The following is a 20406-nucleotide window of genomic DNA, read 5'->3' on the forward strand; positions in this document are numbered from 1 at the left end:
GGCGTTGGACTTGTCGGCGTTGGACTTGTCGGAGTCGGACTTGTCGGAGTCGGACTTGTCGGCGTTGGACTTGTCGGAGTCGGACTTGTCGGCGTTGGACTTGTCGGCGTTGGACTTGTCGGAGTCGGACTTGTCGGAGTCGGACTTGTCGGCGTTGGACTTGTCGGCGTTGGACTTGTCGGAGTCGGACTTGTCGGAGTCGGACTTGTCGGCGTTGGAGTTGGTGCTACATCGTTATCTAAAATTGTCAAATTCGCCGTACTTTGCGCTCCCACACTCGCACCGTTTGTGGGATTATTCAGACTAAGCGCAACAATCTCACTTTCCTCTACTAAGGTGTCATCGTTAATTGGAATCGTAAAAGTTTTGCTTGTTGCCCCGATCGCAAAGTTTAAGGTTCCTGATGTTGCCGTGTAGTCACTGCCTGCATTAGCAGTCCCGTCGGAAGTGCTGTAGCTGATATCAGCCGCCACATTAGTATTGCTTGTCCGAGTCACGGTAATTGTCGCAACACCCCCGCTTTCACCGATCTCGTAATTGGCAGCACTAAAATTAAAAGTGCCTGGGTTGGGAATATTGACATTAAAGCTTCCCAAGTTGCTGGCTGCGACAAAGTTATTATTGATATCGCTAACTTGGCCCGATTCGATTGCGATCGCATAATTCCCATTGTCACCCAAATCCCAACTGCCCCCAGGCGCAGCAATCTGATAGGTAGCCGTGCGCGGAGTGCCGTTGCCGATCGGTGTAAAGCTTACCAATGTTGCTAATTGGCTAAATCCGCCCGGCCCAGTTACCCGGATATCTGAATTATCCAAACTGCTGCTGTTGACAGCAACATTGTCGCTGTAATCTACCGTAAAAGTTTGTGCAGTGCCGCCAGCGACGGTAATGTTGGTAGCAACTAGATTGGCAGCAGCAGGTACGATCGTATCGACGGTAATTGTTGCTGTCTCGCTGGCTGTACTGAAAGCTGCTAACCCCCCCATACTGCTGGCAGTCGAAATATCAGCCGTCCCGCCGTTCGTGAGGATATTATTACTGCCAGAGTTTGTTGTCGTTCCATCCCATGCCTGATAAGTGATATTGGCAGTGCCGTTGTAGTCAGCATTGGGAACAAAGCGAATGCGGGCAGTGCCTGCTACCAGTCTCGCTGCTGCTGTTGACGGGGTGCCGAATGCCGTCCAAGTCGCACCGCTATCAGTTGAATATTCCCAACTGCCGTTAGTATTGTCTGTCGCCGTGACTGCAATTCCTTGAGTGTCGGCGGTGTCGGGATCTGTAACAGCACCTGCAATTAAAGCAGAAACTAAGGTGCCGGTGTTGCTGGCAGGAGGTACATCTACCTTAATGGGTGTTAGTATCGGCGTTAGGCTGTTGTTGAGTACAGGTGCGTTGTTGGCTGCAAAGGCTGCGAATCTGGTGGGAAGGGGAAAAGGGGAGCCAAAATTGTTGTCACTGACAAGAATGAGCGTTCGCTTCCCAGTTGCCGTTTGAGAAGGCCCAAATGTCATCCCTTCAAAATTGTCTACAAGCGGCGGAGAGGCTGCACTGAGGAAATAAGCAGTACTAGCGATCGGAGTTTTCGATACCGGTGTAATGCCAGCAACACCAGAAGCAATCAAGCCAGTATTGCTTTGAATGTCAGTCGCACCCGTTAAAGAAATTTGATAAAGCTTCAAATCGCCTGACAGTGTAGCTGGGTTGAAAAAACGTTCGAGAACCAGCAGCGTATTATCATCAACGGCCAGCATTTCAGAAATGCCATTGCCTGGATCGGTGTTGTAAAGAAATTCTCCGTTTGCGGTGTTTGTGGCTAAGTTATATCTTAAAATTCGCGATCGAGTGCCGATGGTAGCCGTTGTACCTGTAGCCGGGCCGTCTTGTTTGAGAGCATTTTCTGTTGCTGTAAACAGAAAACTTTGACTGGGAGTAATGGTCAGAGTTTCAAAACCTTGATTGTTGCGGATGCCGCTGGCAGGATTTACTGATACGTCGTATTTGGGAGAAGGAATAGTCAGTGCTAGGTTTTGAAGTCCGGTTGCAATGTCGAATCTGTTGATAAAAGGCTGGGTATTTGTCGAGAAATTGCCTTCAGAAGAGACGAAGACATTGCCACCGATGAAGCCAATGCCCTCTGTATCCGATGTATCTGGTGCAAAGGGAGGCGGATTGCCAATCAGTTTCACTCCTGTAACAGCCACTCCTCCTGTTGCCAAGCTACCCGAACTCACATTCGGTATAGTGACGGTGTAAAAGCGAGACGGATCGGGACTGCCACCAGTATTGCGGCCGTCGGAGATAGCGTAGTAAGTGTTGTTTCCCGCGTAGGTAAGGCCAGACAGTCCACCTACCTGGGTTCCTTCAAAATTTGTACTTGCCGGAATTTCTGCTTGTCCCAATAAGTTTAGACCGAAGGCAAATTGATAGGCGGCTCTTGTGGCTGGGTCGATCGCCAGCCCAGAGGACACCGCTCCTGTTGTATAATCTAATTCCCAATCTCCGCCCATAGCCGAACTGCCGATCGGCGATCGAGAAGCAGCAATTTTTGCCTTAGTTAGCTGACTCAGTTGCTGCACAAAGTTAGCGCCCTTTTCCCCCGCCGCTACATCGCACCCGTACAGCAAAATCTCTCCACTGTCTGCCAGCGATCGCCACCAACGCTGCAATTGACTAGCATAAGTTTTTAAATTTGTCAAGTTTAGATCGATCGCGCCTAGCAGTAAACTCGCGGGGCGGCCGTGGGAGATAATATGAATGCTTTTAATATTGCTGCGACTCGCTAGTGCCTCAGTAATTTGTTCTACTCCATCCCGCGCCGCATCGAGGGTAATAACTTCTGTCCCCGCTGCGATGCCGTTGTGGAGAGTTTGGCTGTCGGGAAGGGCAGAGTCGATAAAGGCGATCGAACTAAAAACTGAACTGATAAAATTTGGCATAATACACCTTTGGTTAGATGACGGTAGGAAAATTAAGGCCTGTCTACCTTAGCAAATTCACAAATTCAATGTCATGAGTAAAATTAACAATCAAGACGAATACTAATTTCCCATGAACCTGCAACAGAAGCCTTTTGATAGGGGCGGGTTTAGCCAATAATTCCTTTAAAAAACCGACAATTCCAGTACACAACTCGCTTTTTTAGGGTTCGATCACCAAAAGTTCTTCTGCTACCAATCCTTTCTGAATTGCGAGTACAGCAGCTTGAGTGCGATCGCGCACTTCTAACTTTTGCAAAATCGCGTGGACGTGAACCCGCACAGTCCCCGGAGCAATGTACAATATTTGTGCAATTTCCTGATTACTTTTCCCCCCCGCAACTAAAGCCAAGATTTCCTGTTCTCGCTTCGTCAGCGGATTTTCCAAAACTTCGGATTTTGACCCAATTTTCACAGGTTCAGGATTAGCAAAAACTGCCCGAATTTCCGCAGTTGCCGCCTGATCCCACCACGAAGCACCCGCCGCTACCGATCGAATTGCTAAAACCAAAGTTTCCGCCGCAATTCCCTTGAGGCAATAGCCCTGAGCACCCGCACTAATCAATCTTTCAATTAAGGATTTTTGGGAATGAGATGTTAAGATTAAAACGGGAATTGCTGGATGTCGCTGTTTAATTTGGCGGCACGCTTCAATACCGCCAATTCCAGGCAAACCGACATCGAGAACTACCACATCTGGCAAGTGTTCCTGAGTCAGTTCTACTGCGGTTTCGCCATCTTCAGCCTCGGCAATTACTTGCAAGCAACTTTCTTGTTGCAACCGCGTTTGCAGCCCCAACCGAAACAGTTCGTCGTCTTCAACTAGGAGAATTCGCAACGGATAAGCTGGTTTCATTTCTGTGGGATAGCAGGGAGTCGGAATCCAAATAAAGCACCGTGTGGCAATTTATTTTCTGCCCAAATTATACCGCCGTGGGCGTCAATAATTTGGCGAGATAAGTATAATCCTAATCCCGAACCTTTGGCTTGCCGATCGCTGTGTCCTTGATAAAAACGCTCAAACAAGTGGGGCAGTTCATCGGCAGTAATTCCCAACCCGCTATCGATAACTTTCACCACCTGAAAACTCGAATAAGATTCCATGATTATTTCTACCTTGCCACCGCGAGGAGAATGGTTAATTCCGTTTGTTAGCAAATTAACAAAAACGCGCTGGAGTTGCACCGCATCGCCATTTACCCACAAAGAGCGGCGGAAATCTGACTCTCCGTAACTCATATTAATGTAAACTCGGCGCGCCGCCGATAAATGGATGAGTGTTGCGATTACTTCTTCTGCCAAAGCTACTAAATTTACGGGCGCAAGTTGCAGTTTTAAACCTTCGGCATCGTTGCGGTAAACATCCAGCAGCGTTTCTACTAATTGTAGAGACATTTTGTGCGATCGCGCCATTGTTTCGAGAACTTTTTGCTGACTGGCGGTGACATTCCCAAATTTTGCTGACCCAAAAGCTTTAATTGTTTCTATCGCCCCCAGCATCGGCGTTTTTAAGTCGTGACTCAAAGTAGAGACAAAATCTTCTCGGATGCTTGCTAGCTGCTGCTGCGACTGCAACTCAGCTTTAGCGATCGCGATCGTCTCTTGGTACTGCTGGTTGCGATCGCTTAAATATCCCGTCACCCCTAAAGCCATGACTGCGATCGATCTATTTGCTACAGTTGCTAGGGCGATCGTTTCTCCAGGAGGAACAAACAAATTTAACAGCGTCAAAGCTGCCGATACCAGCGTAATTTGCAACTTACCCAACCGACTCAAGCGCGAATTTGCCAATAAAATCGGCCCTGTGTACAAATACCCAAACAGATACTCCGACGGCGTAGTAAATTCCAGCACTACAACGATCGCGAATAAAATTGCGATCGACCACCTCCCCCGCAAATACTTCTCTTGAATTGCCCGGTTGTCTGTAATTTTTAATAAGCTGTTTAACATCCCTTATCCATCCATTTTATATTTTATATTTACACTCTACTCTCTGCCTTATACCTGCGGTTTTTCATCGCCAAAATTTGTCTCCTGTGACGCAAAAACAAGCGTTTAGATAACATCTATATCTGCAAGTATAGATACTGCTAAATATTTAAACATTTGTCAGTCAGTGAAAATATATAGCAGCTAATCATAACGGCTAAACAGCAACTTATACCTGCGGGCTGATTATCAAAAATCCTAACAGCAAGTATATTGATTTTTAAAAGCAGATTGCACTTTTAAGGAAGTATTGGCTCAGTTATGCTTGAAGGATTAATTCAAATCGCATTAACGCTAATCATTGTAGTAGCGATCGCCCCTATTTTTGGTAATTACATGGCGCGGGTGTACATGGGAGAACCAACCATTCTCGACCCAGCTATTAAACCTCTAGAACAACTCATCTATAAAGCCAGCAATATCCGGTCTATAGATTCGATGACAGGTTGGCAATATGCGCGATCGCTACTGTACAGCAATGCAGCAATGGGCATATTTGTTTTCCTAATTTTCATGCTTCAAGGAGTGCTGCCTTTAAATCCCACCGGCTTAACTGCCCCAACCTGGGATACTGCGCTGCACACAACTATTTCATTCCTCACAAATACCGACCAACAGCATTACTCCGGGGAGACAACATTTACTTATTTGTCCCAGTTAACCCTGGGATTTTTAATGTTTACCTCAGCAGCAACTGGTTTAGCAGTAGGCATTGCATTTATCCGGGGCTTAACCGGCCGTCCATTGGGCAACTTTTACATCGATTTAATTCAATCCCTCACCAGGATTCTGCTACCACTTTCTTTAATAATTGCCTTACTTTTGCTAATTTCTGGAGTGCCAGAAACCCTAGCAGGGCCGGCCGTAGCCCGTACCTTAGAAGGCGGCACGCAAATAATTGCTCGCGGCCCAGTAGCTCACTTTGAAAGTATCAAAGAACTCGGAGAAAATGGCGGCGGTTTTTTTGCCATTAACTCGGCTCATCCCTTTGAAAATCCAAACCCTTTTACCAACCTGCTGGAAACACTAGCAATGGTTTCTATACCAGCAGCTATGATTCACACCTACGGCAGATTTGCCAACAACAAAAAGCAGGGATGGCTGATTTTTTGGATGGTGTTTGCCATCTATGTTTTCTTGATTGGCATTGCAGCGTTTGGCGAGTACGGTGGCAACCCTCAAATCAATAATTTACTGGGTTCGCAGCAGCCAAATTTAGAAGGAAAAGAAGTTAGATTTGGCTGGGCACAAACTGCACTGTGGGCGGTGACTACCACTGGCACAATGTGCGGTGCCGTCAACGGAATGCACGATTCTTTAATGCCTCCCGGTGGTTTTGCCACTCTGTTTAATTTGTTTCTACAAATCGTTTGGGGCGGACAAGGAACGGGAACAGCTTACTTATTTATCTACTCAATTTTGAGCGTATTTCTCACCGGATTGATGGTGGGGAGAACGCCGGAATTTTTGGGACGCAAAATTGAGAAACGGGAAATTGTTTTAGCCAGCGTTGTCTTGCTAATTCACCCGATCGCAGTTTTAATCCCCGGTGCAATTACCCTCGCCCTTACCGACAGTTTGAGCGGCATCAGCAACCCGGGATTTCACGGCATTTCCCAGGTGATGTACGAATACGCTTCGGCTGCAGCCAACAACGGTTCGGGCTTGGAAGGATTGGCCGACTCTCAACCCGCGCCGACAGGAGTTTGGTGGAATTTAAGCACGTGTTTTAGCCTCCTGTTGGGGCGCTACATTCCAATTATTGCCCTGCTACTTTTAGCCGACAGCATGACGAACAAACAACTGGTTCCCGAAACAACGGGCACTCTCAGAACCGATTCTGTTTTGTTCACTAGCGTAACCGCAGGAGTAATCTTAATTCTAGGCGCGCTGACATTTTTCCCAGTTTTAGCTTTAGGGCCAATTGCCGAAGGATATGAAATTAGCAGCGGCAAGTTTGAACCAGCATCGATAACTGTACCCACAACACCTTTAGCAACGCCTTCGCCTGAAGCGACAACCCCGACACCAAACAGCGGACAGTAGATGTAGATTGCATTAAGTAATGCAGCGACAATAAACTGCTGTTGCTGGCAACAATTCCAAATCTAAAATCCCAAATCCCTAATCCCAAATCTAAAATCTAAAATCTAAAATCTAAAATCGACATGGCTTCTTCCCATACTCCAGATTCCCCAAAAAAACCTGCTAGAGGCTCTCGCGAGTCTCGCAAGCACACGCCAAAAGCAAATACAAAAGGTCTTTATCAAAGAGCTTTTAAAGAAGCCTTTGTCAAGCTAAACCCACGGGTAATGCTAAAAAATCCGGTGATGTTTGTGGTGTGGGTTGGCACAATTGTGACTGCATTATTAACGATCGACCCGACGCTGTTCGGCCCGGTTCCCGGCGAAAATCAGAGAGTTTTCAACGGTTTAGTCACGTTTATTTTGTTCTTTACTTTGGTATTTGCTAATTTTGCCGAAGCGATAGCAGAAGGGCGGGGGAAAGCGCAAGCAGACGCACTGCGATCGACCAAAGCCGACACAACAGCCCGCAAACTCCTACCAGACGGTTCAATTCAAGAAGTTAGTTCGACATCCCTGAGACGCGGCGACCAAATTAAAGTGATCGCAGGCGATGTCATTCCTGCCGACGGCGAAGTGATCGCAGGTGTCGCCTCGGTAGATGAATCTGCGATCACTGGCGAATCCGCGCCGGTGCTCAAGGAACCGGGTTCGGACATCGCCAGTTCCGTCACCGGCGGTACGCGCATCCTTTCCGACGAATTGACGCTGCGGGTGATGGCCGACCCCGGTAAGGGGTTTTTGGACAGGATGATCGCGCTGGTGGAGGGCGCAGAACGCTCGAAAACACCGAATGAGATCGCGCTGACGGTGCTGCTAGCGGTGTTGACTCTGGTGTTTTTGATTGTGGTTTCGACGATTCCGCCGATCGGCAATTACGTGAAAACCCCTGTGGGCGTGGTGACGCTGATTTCGCTGCTGGTGGCGCTGATTCCAACAACGATCGGCGGTTTGCTGAGCGCGATCGGCATTGCGGGCATGGATCGCGTCGCTCAGTTTAACGTGATAGCGACCTCTGGACGCGCCGTGGAGGCTTGTGGCGACGTGAATACGCTGATTTTGGACAAAACGGGGACGATCACGCTGGGGAACCGTTTAGCCGAGGAGTTCATTCCGGTAAACGGTCACTCGCTGGAGGAGGTTGCGAGTGTAGCCCTTGCTGCGAGTGTGTTTGACGATACTCCAGAGGGAAAGTCGATCGTCCGTTTGGCTCAGAATTTGGGCGCACAGGTGGAGTTCGATCGCACCAACGCCACAGGGCTTGATTTTTCCGCAAAAACGCGGATGTCTGGCACGGATTTGCCCGATGGGACGGAGGTTCGCAAGGGTGCGGTTGATGCGGTGAAGGGTTTTGTGCGATCGCGCGGCGGCAATTTCGGGCCGGATCTCGATGCAGCTTACGAGCGAGTTTCCCGGCTTGGAGGCACACCCTTAGCTGTTTGTCAAGGCAGCGACACCTACGGCATTATCTATTTGAAAGATGTGATTAAACCGGGAATTCGCGATCGATTTGACCAACTGCGAAAAATGGGAATTCGCACCATTATGCTCACCGGAGATAACCGGATTACAGCATCAGTAATTGCCGATGAAGCAGGCGTTGACGACTTCATTGCCGAAGCAACTCCCGAGGACAAAATCGACGTAATTCGCAAACAACAAGCCGAGGGCAAATTAGTCGCAATGACAGGAGACGGAACCAACGACGCACCCGCACTAGCACAAGCAAATGTAGGACTGGCGATGAATTCTGGAACCCAAGCAGCGAAGGAAGCTGCAAACATGGTGGACTTAGATTCTGACCCCACCAAACTAATTGATTTAGTTACAATTGGCAAACAATTGCTGATTACTCGCGGCGCGCTGACTACATTTTCCCTAGCCAACGATATAGCTAAATATTTTGCAATTATTCCCGCCATGTTTGCCCCCGTAGGCGCATTAAACGTCATGGGTTTAGCCAGCGGTCAATCTGCGGTTTTGTCAGCATTAGTTTACAATGCTTTGATTATTCCAGCTTTGATTCCCCTAGCATTAACTGGTGTAAAGTTTAGACCCTTGACTGCAAATCAACTGTTGCAGCGGAACATTTTAATCTACGGATTGGGCGGGGCAGTCGCGCCGTTTATTGCCATCAAAATTATTGATGTTTTGATTACCGCCGTTGGGTTAGCATAGATCGGGAAAGACGGATTAATCTCGTTCCCCGGCTCTGCCGAGGAACGCAGATCCAGAGGCTATGCCTCGATTTTCCCACAAAAATCATCTAATAGAAACACCGATATTTATTCCCAAAATAAGGAGAATTCATGAAACGGAATGATTTGCTGAATGATATTTTTCCTAGAGATTTCCAAGAAATTCTTGAGTTAGCACAAATGTTTTGGCAGCGCCACCCAATCCCGGTGCAGCTATTTCTAGTAATGTGTTTCAATGCTATAGTTGCCCCCGCTGTTTACGCTGCAGCGGGTGAAGATTTGACCCGAAAAGCTGTCTGGGGTTTAAGTCTCCTAGGTTTGGTGATTATCGCCCTTTCTATTTACTTGTTCGTAGTCATCTTTCAGCCGGAAAGATTTTAGTCAATATTTAACCCTTAGCAAATAACCGATCGAGGTAATTTATGAGAGAAATAATTAGAGCCATTCGCCTTACCCTGGTTTTGTGGGGAATTACAGCCATTATTTACCCTTTAATCTTGCTAGTAATCGGCCAAATTGCCTTCAACTCCCAGGCAAACGGCAGCTTAATTACCAACCAAGGAGTTGTAGTTGGCTCTGCTTTAATCGGTCAGCCTTTCTCCTCAGAAAGATATTTTTGGGGTCGTCCCAGCACCACAAACTACAGCAGCTTTGCGACAGAAAATTACGATCCGACAAAGGGAGAAAATGTTAGTCAAAGAACGGGTGTTTCGGGAGCGAGCAACCTTGCCCCCAGTAACTCTGGTTTGCTGAAACGAGGTAATGAGAAAGATGGTTTTCAGGGGGTGCAAGTTGAATTAGATCGCCTCAACAAAGCTGGTATCAAACCAACTGCTGATTTAGTCTACACCTCGGGTTCTAGCCTCGATCCGCACATTAGCGTAGAGGCAGCTCGATCGCAAATTCAGCGGATAGCAACAGTGCGATCGCTCAATATCAATCAAGTAGAAATGTTGGTATCCAAAAATACAGAGGGCAGATTTATTGGCATTTTCGGTGAACCGGGAGTTAACGTCCTCCAACTGAATTTGGCTCTCGACCGTTTACAATATACGTAGGTTGGGTTGAGGAACGAAACCCAACACTTCAGTTCAAGTTGGAGTTGGGTTTCACTTCGTTCAACCCAACCTACAAATGTGACTAACAACGAACAACGAACAAAGAACAACTGACAACTCAGCTATGATTCAGTCTAGCGAACTTACTAACAATCCAGACGCGGTTTATGCCCAACCTAACCGCACTTACGATCGCACCTCCCGCCGGGGAAAGCACAAAATATTTATCGGCATGGCCCCCGGTGTCGGCAAAACGTTCCGAATGCTGGAAGAAGGACACACGCTCAAATCTGAAGGCATTGATGTGGTAATTGGACTGTTAGAAACTCACGGCAGGAAAGAGACAGCAGCTAAAGCAGAAGCATTGGAAATAGTGTCCAAAAAACAAATGCTACGCGGCGAAAAAATGCTCACCGAAATGGATACAGAATCTGTCATAGCACGCCGTCCTCAATTAGCATTAATAGACGAACTCGCTCATACAAACATTCCCGGTTCTCTGCGAGAAAAACGATATCAAGATGTGGAAGAAATTCTCAAGGCTGGAATTGATGTTTTCTCTACCCTTAACATTCAGCACATAGAAAGTCTCAACGATTTAGTAGCTAGAATTACCGGAGTTGTAGTGCGAGAGCGAGTCCCCGATCGCGTCCTCGAAGATGCTGACGAAATAGTCGTTGTAGATGTCACGCCGGAAACTTTAGAAGAAAGGTTGCTAGAAGGCAAAATTTATGCTCCCGAAAAAATTGAACAATCTTTAGAAAACTTTTTCCAGCGCCGTCATTTAATCGCTTTGCGAGAACTCGCCCTGCGAGAAGTCGCAGACACTGTGGAAGACGATGCAGCAACTTTAAAAGGTCAATCTTGCAACATTCACGAACGAGTTTTAGTGTGCATCTCGACTTATCCGAATTCTTTGCAACTGCTGCGGCGAGGCGCGAGGATTGCGAGCTACATGAATGCCCCATTTTATGCTGTGTTTGTCAACGATCCAGACCGATTTTTAACAAAAGCAGAAAGCTTGCACGTTGAAACTTGTGAGAAACTGTGTCAAGAATTTAACGGGAAATTTTTGCGGGTAAACGGCACTAATATAGCCAAAGCGATTTCCGAGGTAGCTAAACAGTATCGCGTTACTCAAATTGTGATCGGCGAAAGCCAGCAATCCCGCTGGAAATTGCTGCTGCGTGGTTCTTTGACTCAACAGTTAGTGCGATCGCTCAAACACGTAGATTTGCACATCATCGCTACTGAAAAAAGTCATTAGTCATTAGTTATTAGTCATTAGTCAGCAGTCAGTAGTCAGCAGTCAGTAGTTGTGAGTTGTGAGTTGTTAGTCATTTAGCATAAAAACTGCAACTTTCGGAGGATAGCTGAATCTAGCGGACGGTGGATGCCCCAGAAGCTTTTATCTGTAAAAATCGCACTTGGTAAACCTGATTAAAAGTGCGATCGTTATGGTGGATGATTACATTCTCAACTTGCTAGTTATTGGCATCCTCCTGCTTACCGTTACCTTGGGTTCCGGCTGGATTTCGCGATTGCCTGTATCTTATGCCTTAATTTATCTAATTGTCGGTATCGGATTGGGGCCCTACGGCATCAAGCTGATTGACTTGCGTCCCGAAGCTGAATTTTTAGAAAGACTTACAGAATTTGTAGTTATTGTTTCTCTGTTCAGTTGTGGCTTAAAAATGAATCGCCCGCTCCAACTTTGGGCCTGGAATTCCACAGCACGGCTGATCGGTTTTTTAATGCCAATTTCTATTTTTGCGGTCGCCGCCGTCGCTCATTGGTTTGTGAAATTAGATTGGGGCCCGGCGATTTTACTGGGAGCAATTCTCGCTCCCACAGATCCAGTTTTAGCCTCAGAAGTTCAGTTAGCTCATCTAGACGATCGCGATGAATTGCGCTTTGGTTTAACATCAGAAGGCGGTTTAAACGATGCTTTAGCTTTTCCCTTTGTTTATTTCGGCATTTATTCGCTAAAAGATAACAACTGGTCGAACTGGTTTTCGCAGTGGGTAGCAGTTGACTTGATTTGGGCGATTGGCGCAGCTATCGTTATGGGAATTTTAGTAGCTAAAGCCGTCACCTGGATCGATCGCCAACTCCAACGCTATCAACCTGCAGATCAATTAATGGAAGATTTCATTGCTCTCAGCACAATTCTGAGCGCATATTCCCTCACAGAAGTAGTCAACGGCTACGGATTTCTCGCAGTTTTTGTAGCAGGAATTGTCGCGCAGCGGAGTTACCGCAACCCAGAAAAGCCGCTTTCCCAACTGCACTTTACCGAGCGCATAGAAAAGTTAATGGAAGTAGCAACTATTTTACTATTAGGTTCGCTTTTGCGTTTAGAGCCTATGTTGGCCTATGGAGGATACTCCCTCTTAGTAGGTGGATTGTTAATTTTTTTAATTCGGCCTGTGGGAGCATGGATTAGTACGATCGGCAGTTCTTTACATCCCGCCAGCCGCTTGCTGTGCGGTTGGTTCGGCATTCGTGGTGTCGGTTCTATCTATTATCTTACTTATGCTTTCGGTGACGGTTTGAAAGGCGAAACCGCCGAAAAAATTGCCTGGATTACCTTTACAACGATCGTACTTTCTGTGATTCTGCACGGTATTAGTTCCACCCCGTTAATGAACTGGTACGAGCGCCGAATCAAACCTAAAGTCCCGGATTTAATTTAATTAATTCACGCAACTCATACAGATTGTATGCAATATTTGTAGGGACACGGAACTGCCGTGTCCTTATCCCCAGCTAAACAGGTTTCACTCCAACTAATAAAGCGAGCTCCCGCCACTTCCAATAACAGTCTGCATCGGTAAAACCAATTTCTCTAAACCAGCGCAATTGCGTTTCCACATCCAGCAATTTATTAGACGGATCGTCGGGCGAATCGCTAATACCGATCGCCTCTCGAAATCTCTCATGTAAAGCCGGAGTTGCGGACGCTACGTGCTCCAAGTTGCAAAAAATGCCTCCCGGTTCCAAAAGCTCGAAAATCTCAGTGTAAAGCGAACGTTTGCGATCGTCTGCTACATGATGAATCGCAAAACTAGAAACAACCGCATCAAACTTGCCCAAATCCGGTAGCGATTCATCAAAATTGTGTTCGATTACCGTGACATTTGGGTCATCAGCAAAGCGAATTCTGGCTTTTTCCAGCATTGTCGGCGAAAAGTCGATCGCCACACATTCAACATTTGGTCGATCGCACTTAAGCAGACCCAGCAACCGCCCGTCTCCCGTACCCACATCCAGAATTCGCTTCACATTTTTCGGCACTTCCTCCAACAAAACCGCTTCACCTTCAGTGCGGTGAGGAATTCCATCAGCCTTAGCCAGATACCACAAAGCGTGTTCCGCCGAAGTCCAAAGATTCACTTGACTCATATTTTTTTAATTCTCATAAATCTCGCCGTTTTTGTGCGTAAAAATCCAACCATTATCGCTAGCTTTGGCAATTAAATCATAATCGGGATAAGTGGCTGAATCACCATCAGTGCGTGAAGCGAAGCTATCCCGAAGGGAATCGCCAATTTCCAGATAAACCACATCTGCATTCGAGCGGTTGACTAAATGATGCCCATCTGCATCACCCGCCGGAAAACCAGCCGCCATACCCGGTTGCAGCACTTGCTCTCCCGCATTTGTAATCAGAGTAACTTCCCCTTCCAGAACATAGATTAACTCATCTTGACGGGTATGCCAATGCCTGAGAGCAGAACAACTTCCCGGCGCAAGTCTCACCAAATTTACCCCAAAATTCTGCAATCCGGCAGCATCGCCCAAGCGTTTTTTAACTCTCCCCGCAACAGCAGATTGGAATTGCTGAGGGTACTTAGAACCCGTAATTTCCGGCACATTTTTAGGGTCAATAATCATATAACAAAGCTGACCGCAGTTGTGAGTTTTTTCTTCTTTCTCTTGCTTGGCGTCCTAGGGTTTACGCGCGGCTTCGCCTAACGCGCCTTCGCGGTTCGTTTTTCGGTTTTTATTATTACAAAACACGCTTAAATTCAAGATAAATACAATTTTATAGCACTTACCAGATCCCCGCCACTCTCGCCTCCCACCTCCGGCAGTTCCCCCAACTCATTAAGAATGTGTTATAAATATTGAGATTCATTAAGAAATATTGCTCAAATGCTCGTTTCCCCCTCCGGCGTCAGCAAACTCAAAGAATCTTTAAAAGAAAAAGTATTCTTTGGGAATGAGCCAACCCCCGAACTCATAGCCATCTTACTGATTTACTTCGTCCAAGGCATTCTCGGACTAGCCCGCTTAGCCGTCAGCTTCTTTCTCAAAGACGAACTCGGCATGAGTCCGGCAGAAGTCTCGGCAATGCTGGGCGTCGTCGCCCTGCCTTGGATTATCAAACCCGTCTTCGGCTTCATGTCGGACGGTTTGCCGATATTCGGCTACCGCAGACGCCCTTACATCGTCCTCTCCGGGCTGCTGGGAACGTCAGCATGGGTGAGCCTCGCAACAATTGTACACACACCGCTGGCAGCTACAGGCGCGATCGCCCTGAGTTCCCTATCCCTCGCCGTCAGCGACGTAATCGCCGACTCCCTGGTAGTCGAAAGGGCCAGAAAAGAATCCGTTACCGACGCCGGTTCCCTGCAATCCTTGTCTTGGGGCGCTGCAGCCCTCGGCGGACTAATTACCGCCTACCTCAGCGGTTCCCTGCTGCAACACTTCAGCACTCATACTATCTTTTTAATCACCGCATCTTTCCCGCTAATTGTATCAGCAACAGCTTGGTTAATTGCCGAAGAAAAAACCAACAAAAGAACCGACTTTGAAACAGTCAAAGACCAATTCAAACAACTACGGCAAGCTGTTACCCAAAAAACAATTTGGCTACCCACAGCCTTTCTCTTCCTCTGGCAAGCCACCCCAAGCTCAGACTCCGCCTTCTTCTTTTTCACCACCAACGAATTAGGCTTTCAACCAGAATTTCTCGGCCGAGTGCGCCTCGTTACCAGCATTGCCTCCCTCGCCGGCATCTGGCTGTTTCAGCGCTTCCTCAAAACAGTTCCATTTCGAGTAATTTTTGGCTGGTCAACCGTCATAGCGACAGCTTTGGGCATGACTACTTTATTATTAGTAACTCATGCCAACCGATCTTTAGGAATTGACGATCAATGGTTCAGCATCGGAGACAGCCTAATCCTGACAGTAATCGGACAAATTGCTTATATGCCGGTGCTCGTACTCTCCGCCAGATTGTGTCCCCCCGGCGTCGAAGCAACTTTATTTGCCGTGTTGATGTCAGTCACAAATTTAGCAGGACTTTTGTCCCACGAAGGCGGCGCACTTTTGACCCACTTGCTAGGAATTACCGATCGCAATTTCGATAACCTCTGGCTGCTAATAGTCATCACAAACCTGTCCACACTTCTGCCCCTACCCTTCTTAAATTGGCTGCCCGCCGACAGTACAGAAAGCAGCGATCCAAACAATCAAAAGTCTCTTCCCGTATTAGAACCAGAACCAGGCAGTTCCAAACCAGGCGGACAGCATTTCATGCCCGAATACTTTCCCGACTTAGTACCGACAGTAAGGTCACAAAGTCGCACCGCAGATAGCAAATAAAGGCAGGCAAACACAGATACACGGATGAATTTAACTGTGTTGCCCCATTCTCCGGCTTTCCTTCTCTCTGCGCCCTCTGTGTTCTCTGCGGTTAAATCAAGAAAAGCTTATTACACCCATGCAAAAATTACAGATTTCCCAACCTCAAACAGCCGCCCAAAACCTATCATACGATCGCACAGACTGGCAGCGCGGCTACGAATCCCAACCCAACGAATCCGACTACTGGATTGACGACATAGAAGGCGAAATCCCCCCCGGCTTGCAAGGCACATTCTTTCGCAACGGGCCCGGATTATTAGATGTCAACGGCCAGCGCATCCACCATCCGTTTGACGGCGACGGGATGATTTGTGCGATCGTAATATCCGAAGGCCGCGCCCATTTCCGCAACCGATTCGTCCGCACAGAAGGCTATCTCGCCGAACAAAAAGCAGGAAAAATCCTCCACCGAGGCGTTTTCGGAACACAAAAGCCAGGGGGCCCGCTAGCCAACATCTTTGATGTCAAAATCAAAAACATTGCCAACACCAACATCATTTATTGGGGCGACAAACTGCTAGCACTTTGGGAAGCCGCACAGCCCTACAGACTCGACCCCCGCACCCTAGAAACAATCGGCTTAGACACCCTAGACGGCGTTTTACAACCCGGTGAAGCCTTCGCCGCCCACCCCAGAATTGAAAAAGGGAAAAATGGCAAAGGAGACAGATTAGTAAACTTTTCTGTCAAGCCCGGTTTGTCGAGTACCATCACGATTTACGAATTCGACGAAAGCGGCAAACTTTTGCAGCGTCACGCCCATGCAATACCGGGTTTTGCCTTCCTGCACGACATGGTAATTACCCCGAATTACTGCATATTCTTCCAAAATCCCGTCTCATTTAATCCGCTGCTTTTCTTGTTAGGATTTCGGAGTGCATCCCAGTGCATTCAATTTTCGCCAAACAAGCCAACGCAAGCAATTTTAATTCCCCGCAACGGCACTGACGAGGTGAAGATATTAGAAACCGAACCTTGTTTTGTGTTCCACCACTGCAACGCATGGGAAGAAGGAGACGAAGTTTTTGTGGATTCAGTTTGTTACGAATCATTTCCAACTGTAGAAGCAGACGGCGATTTTCGCGAGGTTGATTTTGAGAGCATTCCAGCGGGCGAATTGTGGCGGTTTAAGTTGAATTTGCAAGACAAAACCGTACAGCATCAAGTTGTTGAAACTCGGTGCTGCGAGTTTCCCACTTTGCATCCCAATAATGTCGGACAACCTTACCGATATCTTTACATCGGTGCTGCTGATGCTCCCACTGGAAATGCTCCTTTGCAAGCTATCCTCAAAATTGATTTCGTGACTGGTGAAAGGCAAATTTGGAGTGCGGCGCCGCGCGGTTTTGCGGGGGAACCGGTGTTTGTTCCCCGTGGTTCAGGCGTCTCGCCTGAAGGTGCAACGGCTGAGGATGACGGCTGGCTGCTGCTTTTAATGTATGATGCAGCTAATCATCGATCGACCTTAGTGATTTTAGATGCTCGCGATATTACCAAAGGCCCGGTAGCGCGCTTGCATTTAAAACAGCACATTCCCTACGGTTTACACGGAAGTTTTACACCAAATGTACTGCTTCCTATCGGTTCGTAGTCCGGCTACTATGGGCGGGCAGGATGCCCACCCCACAAGAAGGACAATTCATCTCTTGTGGAACAGGCATCTTGCCTTTTCCTACTATGGGCGGGCAGGATGCCCACCCCACAAAAAAGAAAATTGAACTCTTGTGGAACAGGCATCTTGCCTGTTCCTAAACAAGTAATTGAGAATGGTGCAATATCTCACTTTTAACCGACTTTAGCTACTCGCTGTGGGGTTTAAACCCCTGGCGGACTGCGGCGACTGCTAACAACTATTCAATATGTAAAATATCCATAATTAATGCAAACTGTCAACAAATTTCCTCTCAAAAAAATACTTATTTTAATTTGCAGTCTGGTCGTAATCTTTGCAATTATCTTATCTATTTACTCTCACAATGCTAACGCCCAAGAGCCTTACAATCCATCTCCAGAAAGCGCTGTAGCGTCCAAAGGCTTGGTTGAGGTCAAAATGACGGTAATTGCAGTTGATCCCATTAAAAACGAATTAGAAGCCCGCTTGCAGTTTGAACTCAAAGGTATTTATAAAAAAGGGCCAACTTACCCAGCTCAAGACTTGTTAATGACAGTTAACGGCGCAAATGTACAGGATTCGGAAATTACCTTTAAAGAAGGCAAACCGATGATTGTCCCTGCATTGAAGTTTAACTTAGTCAAAGGGAAAATTAACAATTACCCGTTTGACACCCACATTGCTAAAGTAGCTATTTCGATCGACCCGCTGCCTTCGATTGGTAAAAAGTTTGCTCCATTTGAACTCAATCCCGTGCCACTGGAATTTAATTTTCATGCCGATGTTCCAGGGTTCGACATCAGTTATAAACCGATGGAAGAGAATTCATCTATCTTTATTTATATCGATGTTTCTGCAACTCGATCGCTCCCGGTGAAATTCTTTGCCTTAGTGATTATTGTGATCATGTGGGTGCTGTCAATTATGGCGCTTTTGCTAGCATTAAAAGTGATGAAATCGGGTAAGTTACCGGAAGTGGGAATGCTGAGCTGGACTGGTGTAATGCTATTTGCTTTTCCCGCTATTCGCAATGCTCAACCGGGAGTGCCGCCGGTGGGAACTGCAAGCGATTTCCTTTCGTTTTTTTGGACGGAAATTATGGTTGTTGTGGCGTTGGTGATTATCGGTGGTTGTTGGTTAAAGCGGTATCATCCGCCGATTGAATGATTTTATATTTTATATTTTATATTGGAATAATTTACCCCCGATATAAATCAGGCGGCTTGTAGCTTTGATACTTTCAATTAACAGCCAACAGTCAACAGTCAACCGTCAACTGTTAACAAAATTCAAAGATTCAATTTTTGACTTCCAAATTCTCAATATCCTTTGCGGGTACGCCCAAACCGCGCAAGATAGTAAAAGCTATAATTCGATATCCCGATTGATTTGGGTGCACTCCATCTGCAGCCAACAAATTCAGAGTTTTGCCCGCGTGCTTTTGATACGTGGCGATAACTTCCCGACAAGGCGCATTCAAATCGATAAACAAGCACTGATTCTCTAACGCAATTTCTCGCATCGCGGCAATATACTCTTGCAACCTACGATTTTCTGGGCCGTCGAGAATTTCGCCGATAGGAGTAGGAGAAAGCAGTACAACTCGAATTCCTGCGGCTTTTGCCGCCAGCACCATTTGAGTTATTTTCTCCCGATATTCTGCCAGTGGCACTCCCTTGGGCAACTTGCCTTGCGGATAAAACTGACGGTTTTGGAAGTCAAAGAAAGCGTGCCAAACGTCGTTGACTCCGACATTAATCATCACTAAATCTGGCTTTTGATCGATCGCATCTTTCTGGAAGCGTGCTTGCATATCAGTCGCCTTGTTACCGGAGATTCCGGCGTTGACGATTTCGATTTGGCGATCGGGATAAAGCGCATTCAGATAGCGTTGCAGCAGCCAAACGTAACCTCCGGGGTATTTCCCTGCCTCGGTGATGCTGTCGCCCACTGTCACAATTTTGCGCCTGCCGACGAACACGTTCTGGATTTCTGGTGGCGGCGTTGCTTCCGATACGGATTCTTTAAACACGGGAATTAAGGAGTGAGGAAGGTTGAAGGCAATAACAGCAGCAATTACGGCGATGGGAAGTCTGATTAAAACTTGCCTCAGCCGGGGTTTGGGACGGGGCGATTCCCTTCGGGATAGCTTCGCTTCACGTGCCTTTGCAGACATTATGCAGTTTTTTACTAAAAATCTAACTATTGATGTCTGCAATAATATTATCCATTTTTGGTTTTTTTGTCACTTATTTCAATAACTCAGTCCTCCACTAACAAAAACCTGGTTTGGACGCCAAATCCGAAGTTATAAGCCTTAAGGCAGAAACTTAGTTGTTGACCCCGCCTGCGTTAATTTTACAAGTGAAATTACTGAGGTTTTTGTCGCCCTCATCTGTCCGTGTAATTGCCATCACAAAAAAGTTCGCCAAATGTCACATGATTTCTGCTACTTACAGCACAACTTTAGAAGGGGATCGCGGTTTATAATATAGATAACTAGAAAAAAAGGTTTTCAAGCGAGGTTAAAGCAATGGTAGCAAATTCAAATTTTTTATATCCTCAAAATCGTTATTACGGTGAAGTAAAGCCAGAGAATTTGGTATTTAATGCGAATTTACAAGAGTTTTCTCAGCGAGTGGGTTACATCAGTTCCTTGACATCTAACGGTAAAATCTCTGTGGAACAGGCATTTACTCAGATCCAAACACTCTGGGAACAGGTGGAAAAGTCGAAAAAGCAGTTGGGAATTGGCGAACATCCATTTTCAGCTTGAATAATTAGCGCTTGGCTTGGAAGTTGAGTTACACGCCATTGATGCCGATCGAT

General features: G+C 46.8%; 16 protein-coding genes and 1 pseudogene. 11 read left to right on the top strand and 6 right to left on the bottom strand.

From position 1 onward, the window contains the following. Positions 1-40 precede the first annotated feature (40 nt). Entirely contained in the window at positions 41-307 is a 267-nt protein-coding gene (locus tag QT987_RS30050) for a pentapeptide repeat-containing protein (protein WP_445305012.1), read from the top strand. Here QT987_RS30050 and QT987_RS23725 read toward each other — a convergent pair. The 3 genes and pseudogenes from QT987_RS23725 to QT987_RS23735 form a co-directional block, all read right to left on the bottom strand. Continuing rightward, a pseudogene (locus tag QT987_RS23725) lies at positions 291-2939 on the bottom strand (esterase-like activity of phytase family protein); the annotation flags it as partial. The gene QT987_RS30050 and the pseudogene QT987_RS23725 sit on opposite strands and share 17 nt — an antisense overlap. A 202-nt stretch (positions 2940-3141) precedes the next feature. After that, positions 3142-3834, bottom strand: a complete 693-nt coding sequence (locus tag QT987_RS23730; RefSeq protein ID WP_333245126.1) for a response regulator transcription factor — start codon at positions 3832-3834, stop codon at positions 3142-3144. Beyond that, a complete protein-coding gene (locus QT987_RS23735; RefSeq protein WP_333245128.1) occupies positions 3831-4931 on the bottom strand; it encodes a HAMP domain-containing sensor histidine kinase in 1101 nt (366 codons plus the stop codon). Before QT987_RS23735 ends, QT987_RS23730 begins: the two co-directional genes overlap by 4 nt. A gap of 300 nt (positions 4932-5231) precedes the next feature. Here QT987_RS23735 and kdpA point away from each other — a divergent pair, with 300 nt between their 5' ends. The 6 genes from kdpA (at position 5232) to QT987_RS23765 (ending at position 13006) form a co-directional block, all read left to right on the top strand. After that, on the top strand, positions 5232-7016 hold the full coding sequence (kdpA, locus tag QT987_RS23740; RefSeq protein WP_333245131.1) for a potassium-transporting ATPase subunit KdpA: 1785 nt from the start codon (positions 5232-5234) through the stop codon (positions 7014-7016). Between the two features lie 122 nt (positions 7017-7138). Next, positions 7139-9232: a potassium-transporting ATPase subunit KdpB gene (kdpB, locus tag QT987_RS23745; RefSeq protein ID WP_333245134.1), complete on the top strand. Its 2094-nt coding sequence runs from the start codon at positions 7139-7141 to the stop codon at positions 9230-9232. A gap of 131 nt (positions 9233-9363) precedes the next feature. Beyond that, positions 9364-9633 carry a K(+)-transporting ATPase subunit F gene (gene kdpF, locus QT987_RS23750; protein WP_333245137.1) on the top strand — a complete coding sequence of 90 codons (270 nt, stop codon included), beginning with the start codon at positions 9364-9366 and terminating at the stop codon, positions 9631-9633. A gap of 41 nt (positions 9634-9674) precedes the next feature. Further along, positions 9675-10310, top strand: a complete 636-nt coding sequence (kdpC, locus tag QT987_RS23755) for a K(+)-transporting ATPase subunit C (protein WP_333245141.1) — start codon at positions 9675-9677, stop codon at positions 10308-10310. Between the two features lie 124 nt (positions 10311-10434). Next, the gene (locus QT987_RS23760; protein ID WP_333245144.1) at positions 10435-11577 is read left to right on the top strand and encodes a universal stress protein; all 1143 of its coding nucleotides are present in this window, start codon (positions 10435-10437) and stop codon (positions 11575-11577) included. 160 nt (positions 11578-11737) lie between these two features. Next, a complete protein-coding gene (locus tag QT987_RS23765) occupies positions 11738-13006 on the top strand; it encodes a sodium:proton antiporter (RefSeq protein ID WP_333245146.1) in 1269 nt (422 codons plus the stop codon). A gap of 73 nt (positions 13007-13079) precedes the next feature. Here QT987_RS23765 and QT987_RS23770 read toward each other — a convergent pair whose 3' ends face one another. After that, positions 13080-13715 carry a class I SAM-dependent methyltransferase gene (locus QT987_RS23770; RefSeq protein WP_333057219.1) on the bottom strand — a complete coding sequence of 212 codons (636 nt, stop codon included), beginning with the start codon at positions 13713-13715 and terminating at the stop codon, positions 13080-13082. Positions 13716-13721: 6 nt separating this feature from the next. Then, a complete protein-coding gene (locus QT987_RS23775) occupies positions 13722-14207 on the bottom strand; it encodes a cupin domain-containing protein (RefSeq protein WP_333245149.1) in 486 nt (161 codons plus the stop codon). A 261-nt stretch (positions 14208-14468) separates the two neighbouring features. On the opposite strand from QT987_RS23775, the gene QT987_RS23780 reads away from it, so the two are divergent. From QT987_RS23780 to QT987_RS23790, 3 genes are all read left to right on the top strand, one after another. Continuing rightward, positions 14469-15923 (top strand): folate/biopterin family MFS transporter, encoded by a 1455-nt coding sequence (locus QT987_RS23780; RefSeq protein ID WP_333245151.1) that lies wholly within the window; start codon positions 14469-14471, stop codon positions 15921-15923. A 118-nt stretch (positions 15924-16041) separates the two neighbouring features. Then, positions 16042-17556, top strand: a complete 1515-nt coding sequence (locus QT987_RS23785) for a carotenoid oxygenase family protein (RefSeq protein WP_333245154.1) — start codon at positions 16042-16044, stop codon at positions 17554-17556. 288 nt (positions 17557-17844) lie between these two features. Then, entirely contained in the window at positions 17845-18744 is a 900-nt protein-coding gene (locus QT987_RS23790; RefSeq protein WP_333245157.1) for a DUF4436 family protein, read from the top strand. A 130-nt stretch (positions 18745-18874) separates the two neighbouring features. Here QT987_RS23790 and QT987_RS23795 read toward each other — a convergent pair whose 3' ends face one another. Next, positions 18875-19753, bottom strand: coding sequence for an SGNH/GDSL hydrolase family protein (locus QT987_RS23795; protein ID WP_333245160.1), 879 nt, complete (start codon positions 19751-19753; stop codon positions 18875-18877). 357 nt (positions 19754-20110) lie between these two features. Between QT987_RS23795 and QT987_RS23800 the strand changes: the two genes are divergently transcribed. Beyond that, entirely contained in the window at positions 20111-20353 is a 243-nt protein-coding gene (locus tag QT987_RS23800) for a DUF7219 family protein (protein WP_333057225.1), read from the top strand. The last annotated feature ends 53 nt before the right edge of the window (positions 20354-20406 follow it).

This window comes from Microcoleus sp. SVA1B4, assembly GCF_036700545.1.
GTDB lineage: Bacteria > Cyanobacteriota > Cyanobacteriia > Cyanobacteriales > Microcoleaceae > Microcoleus.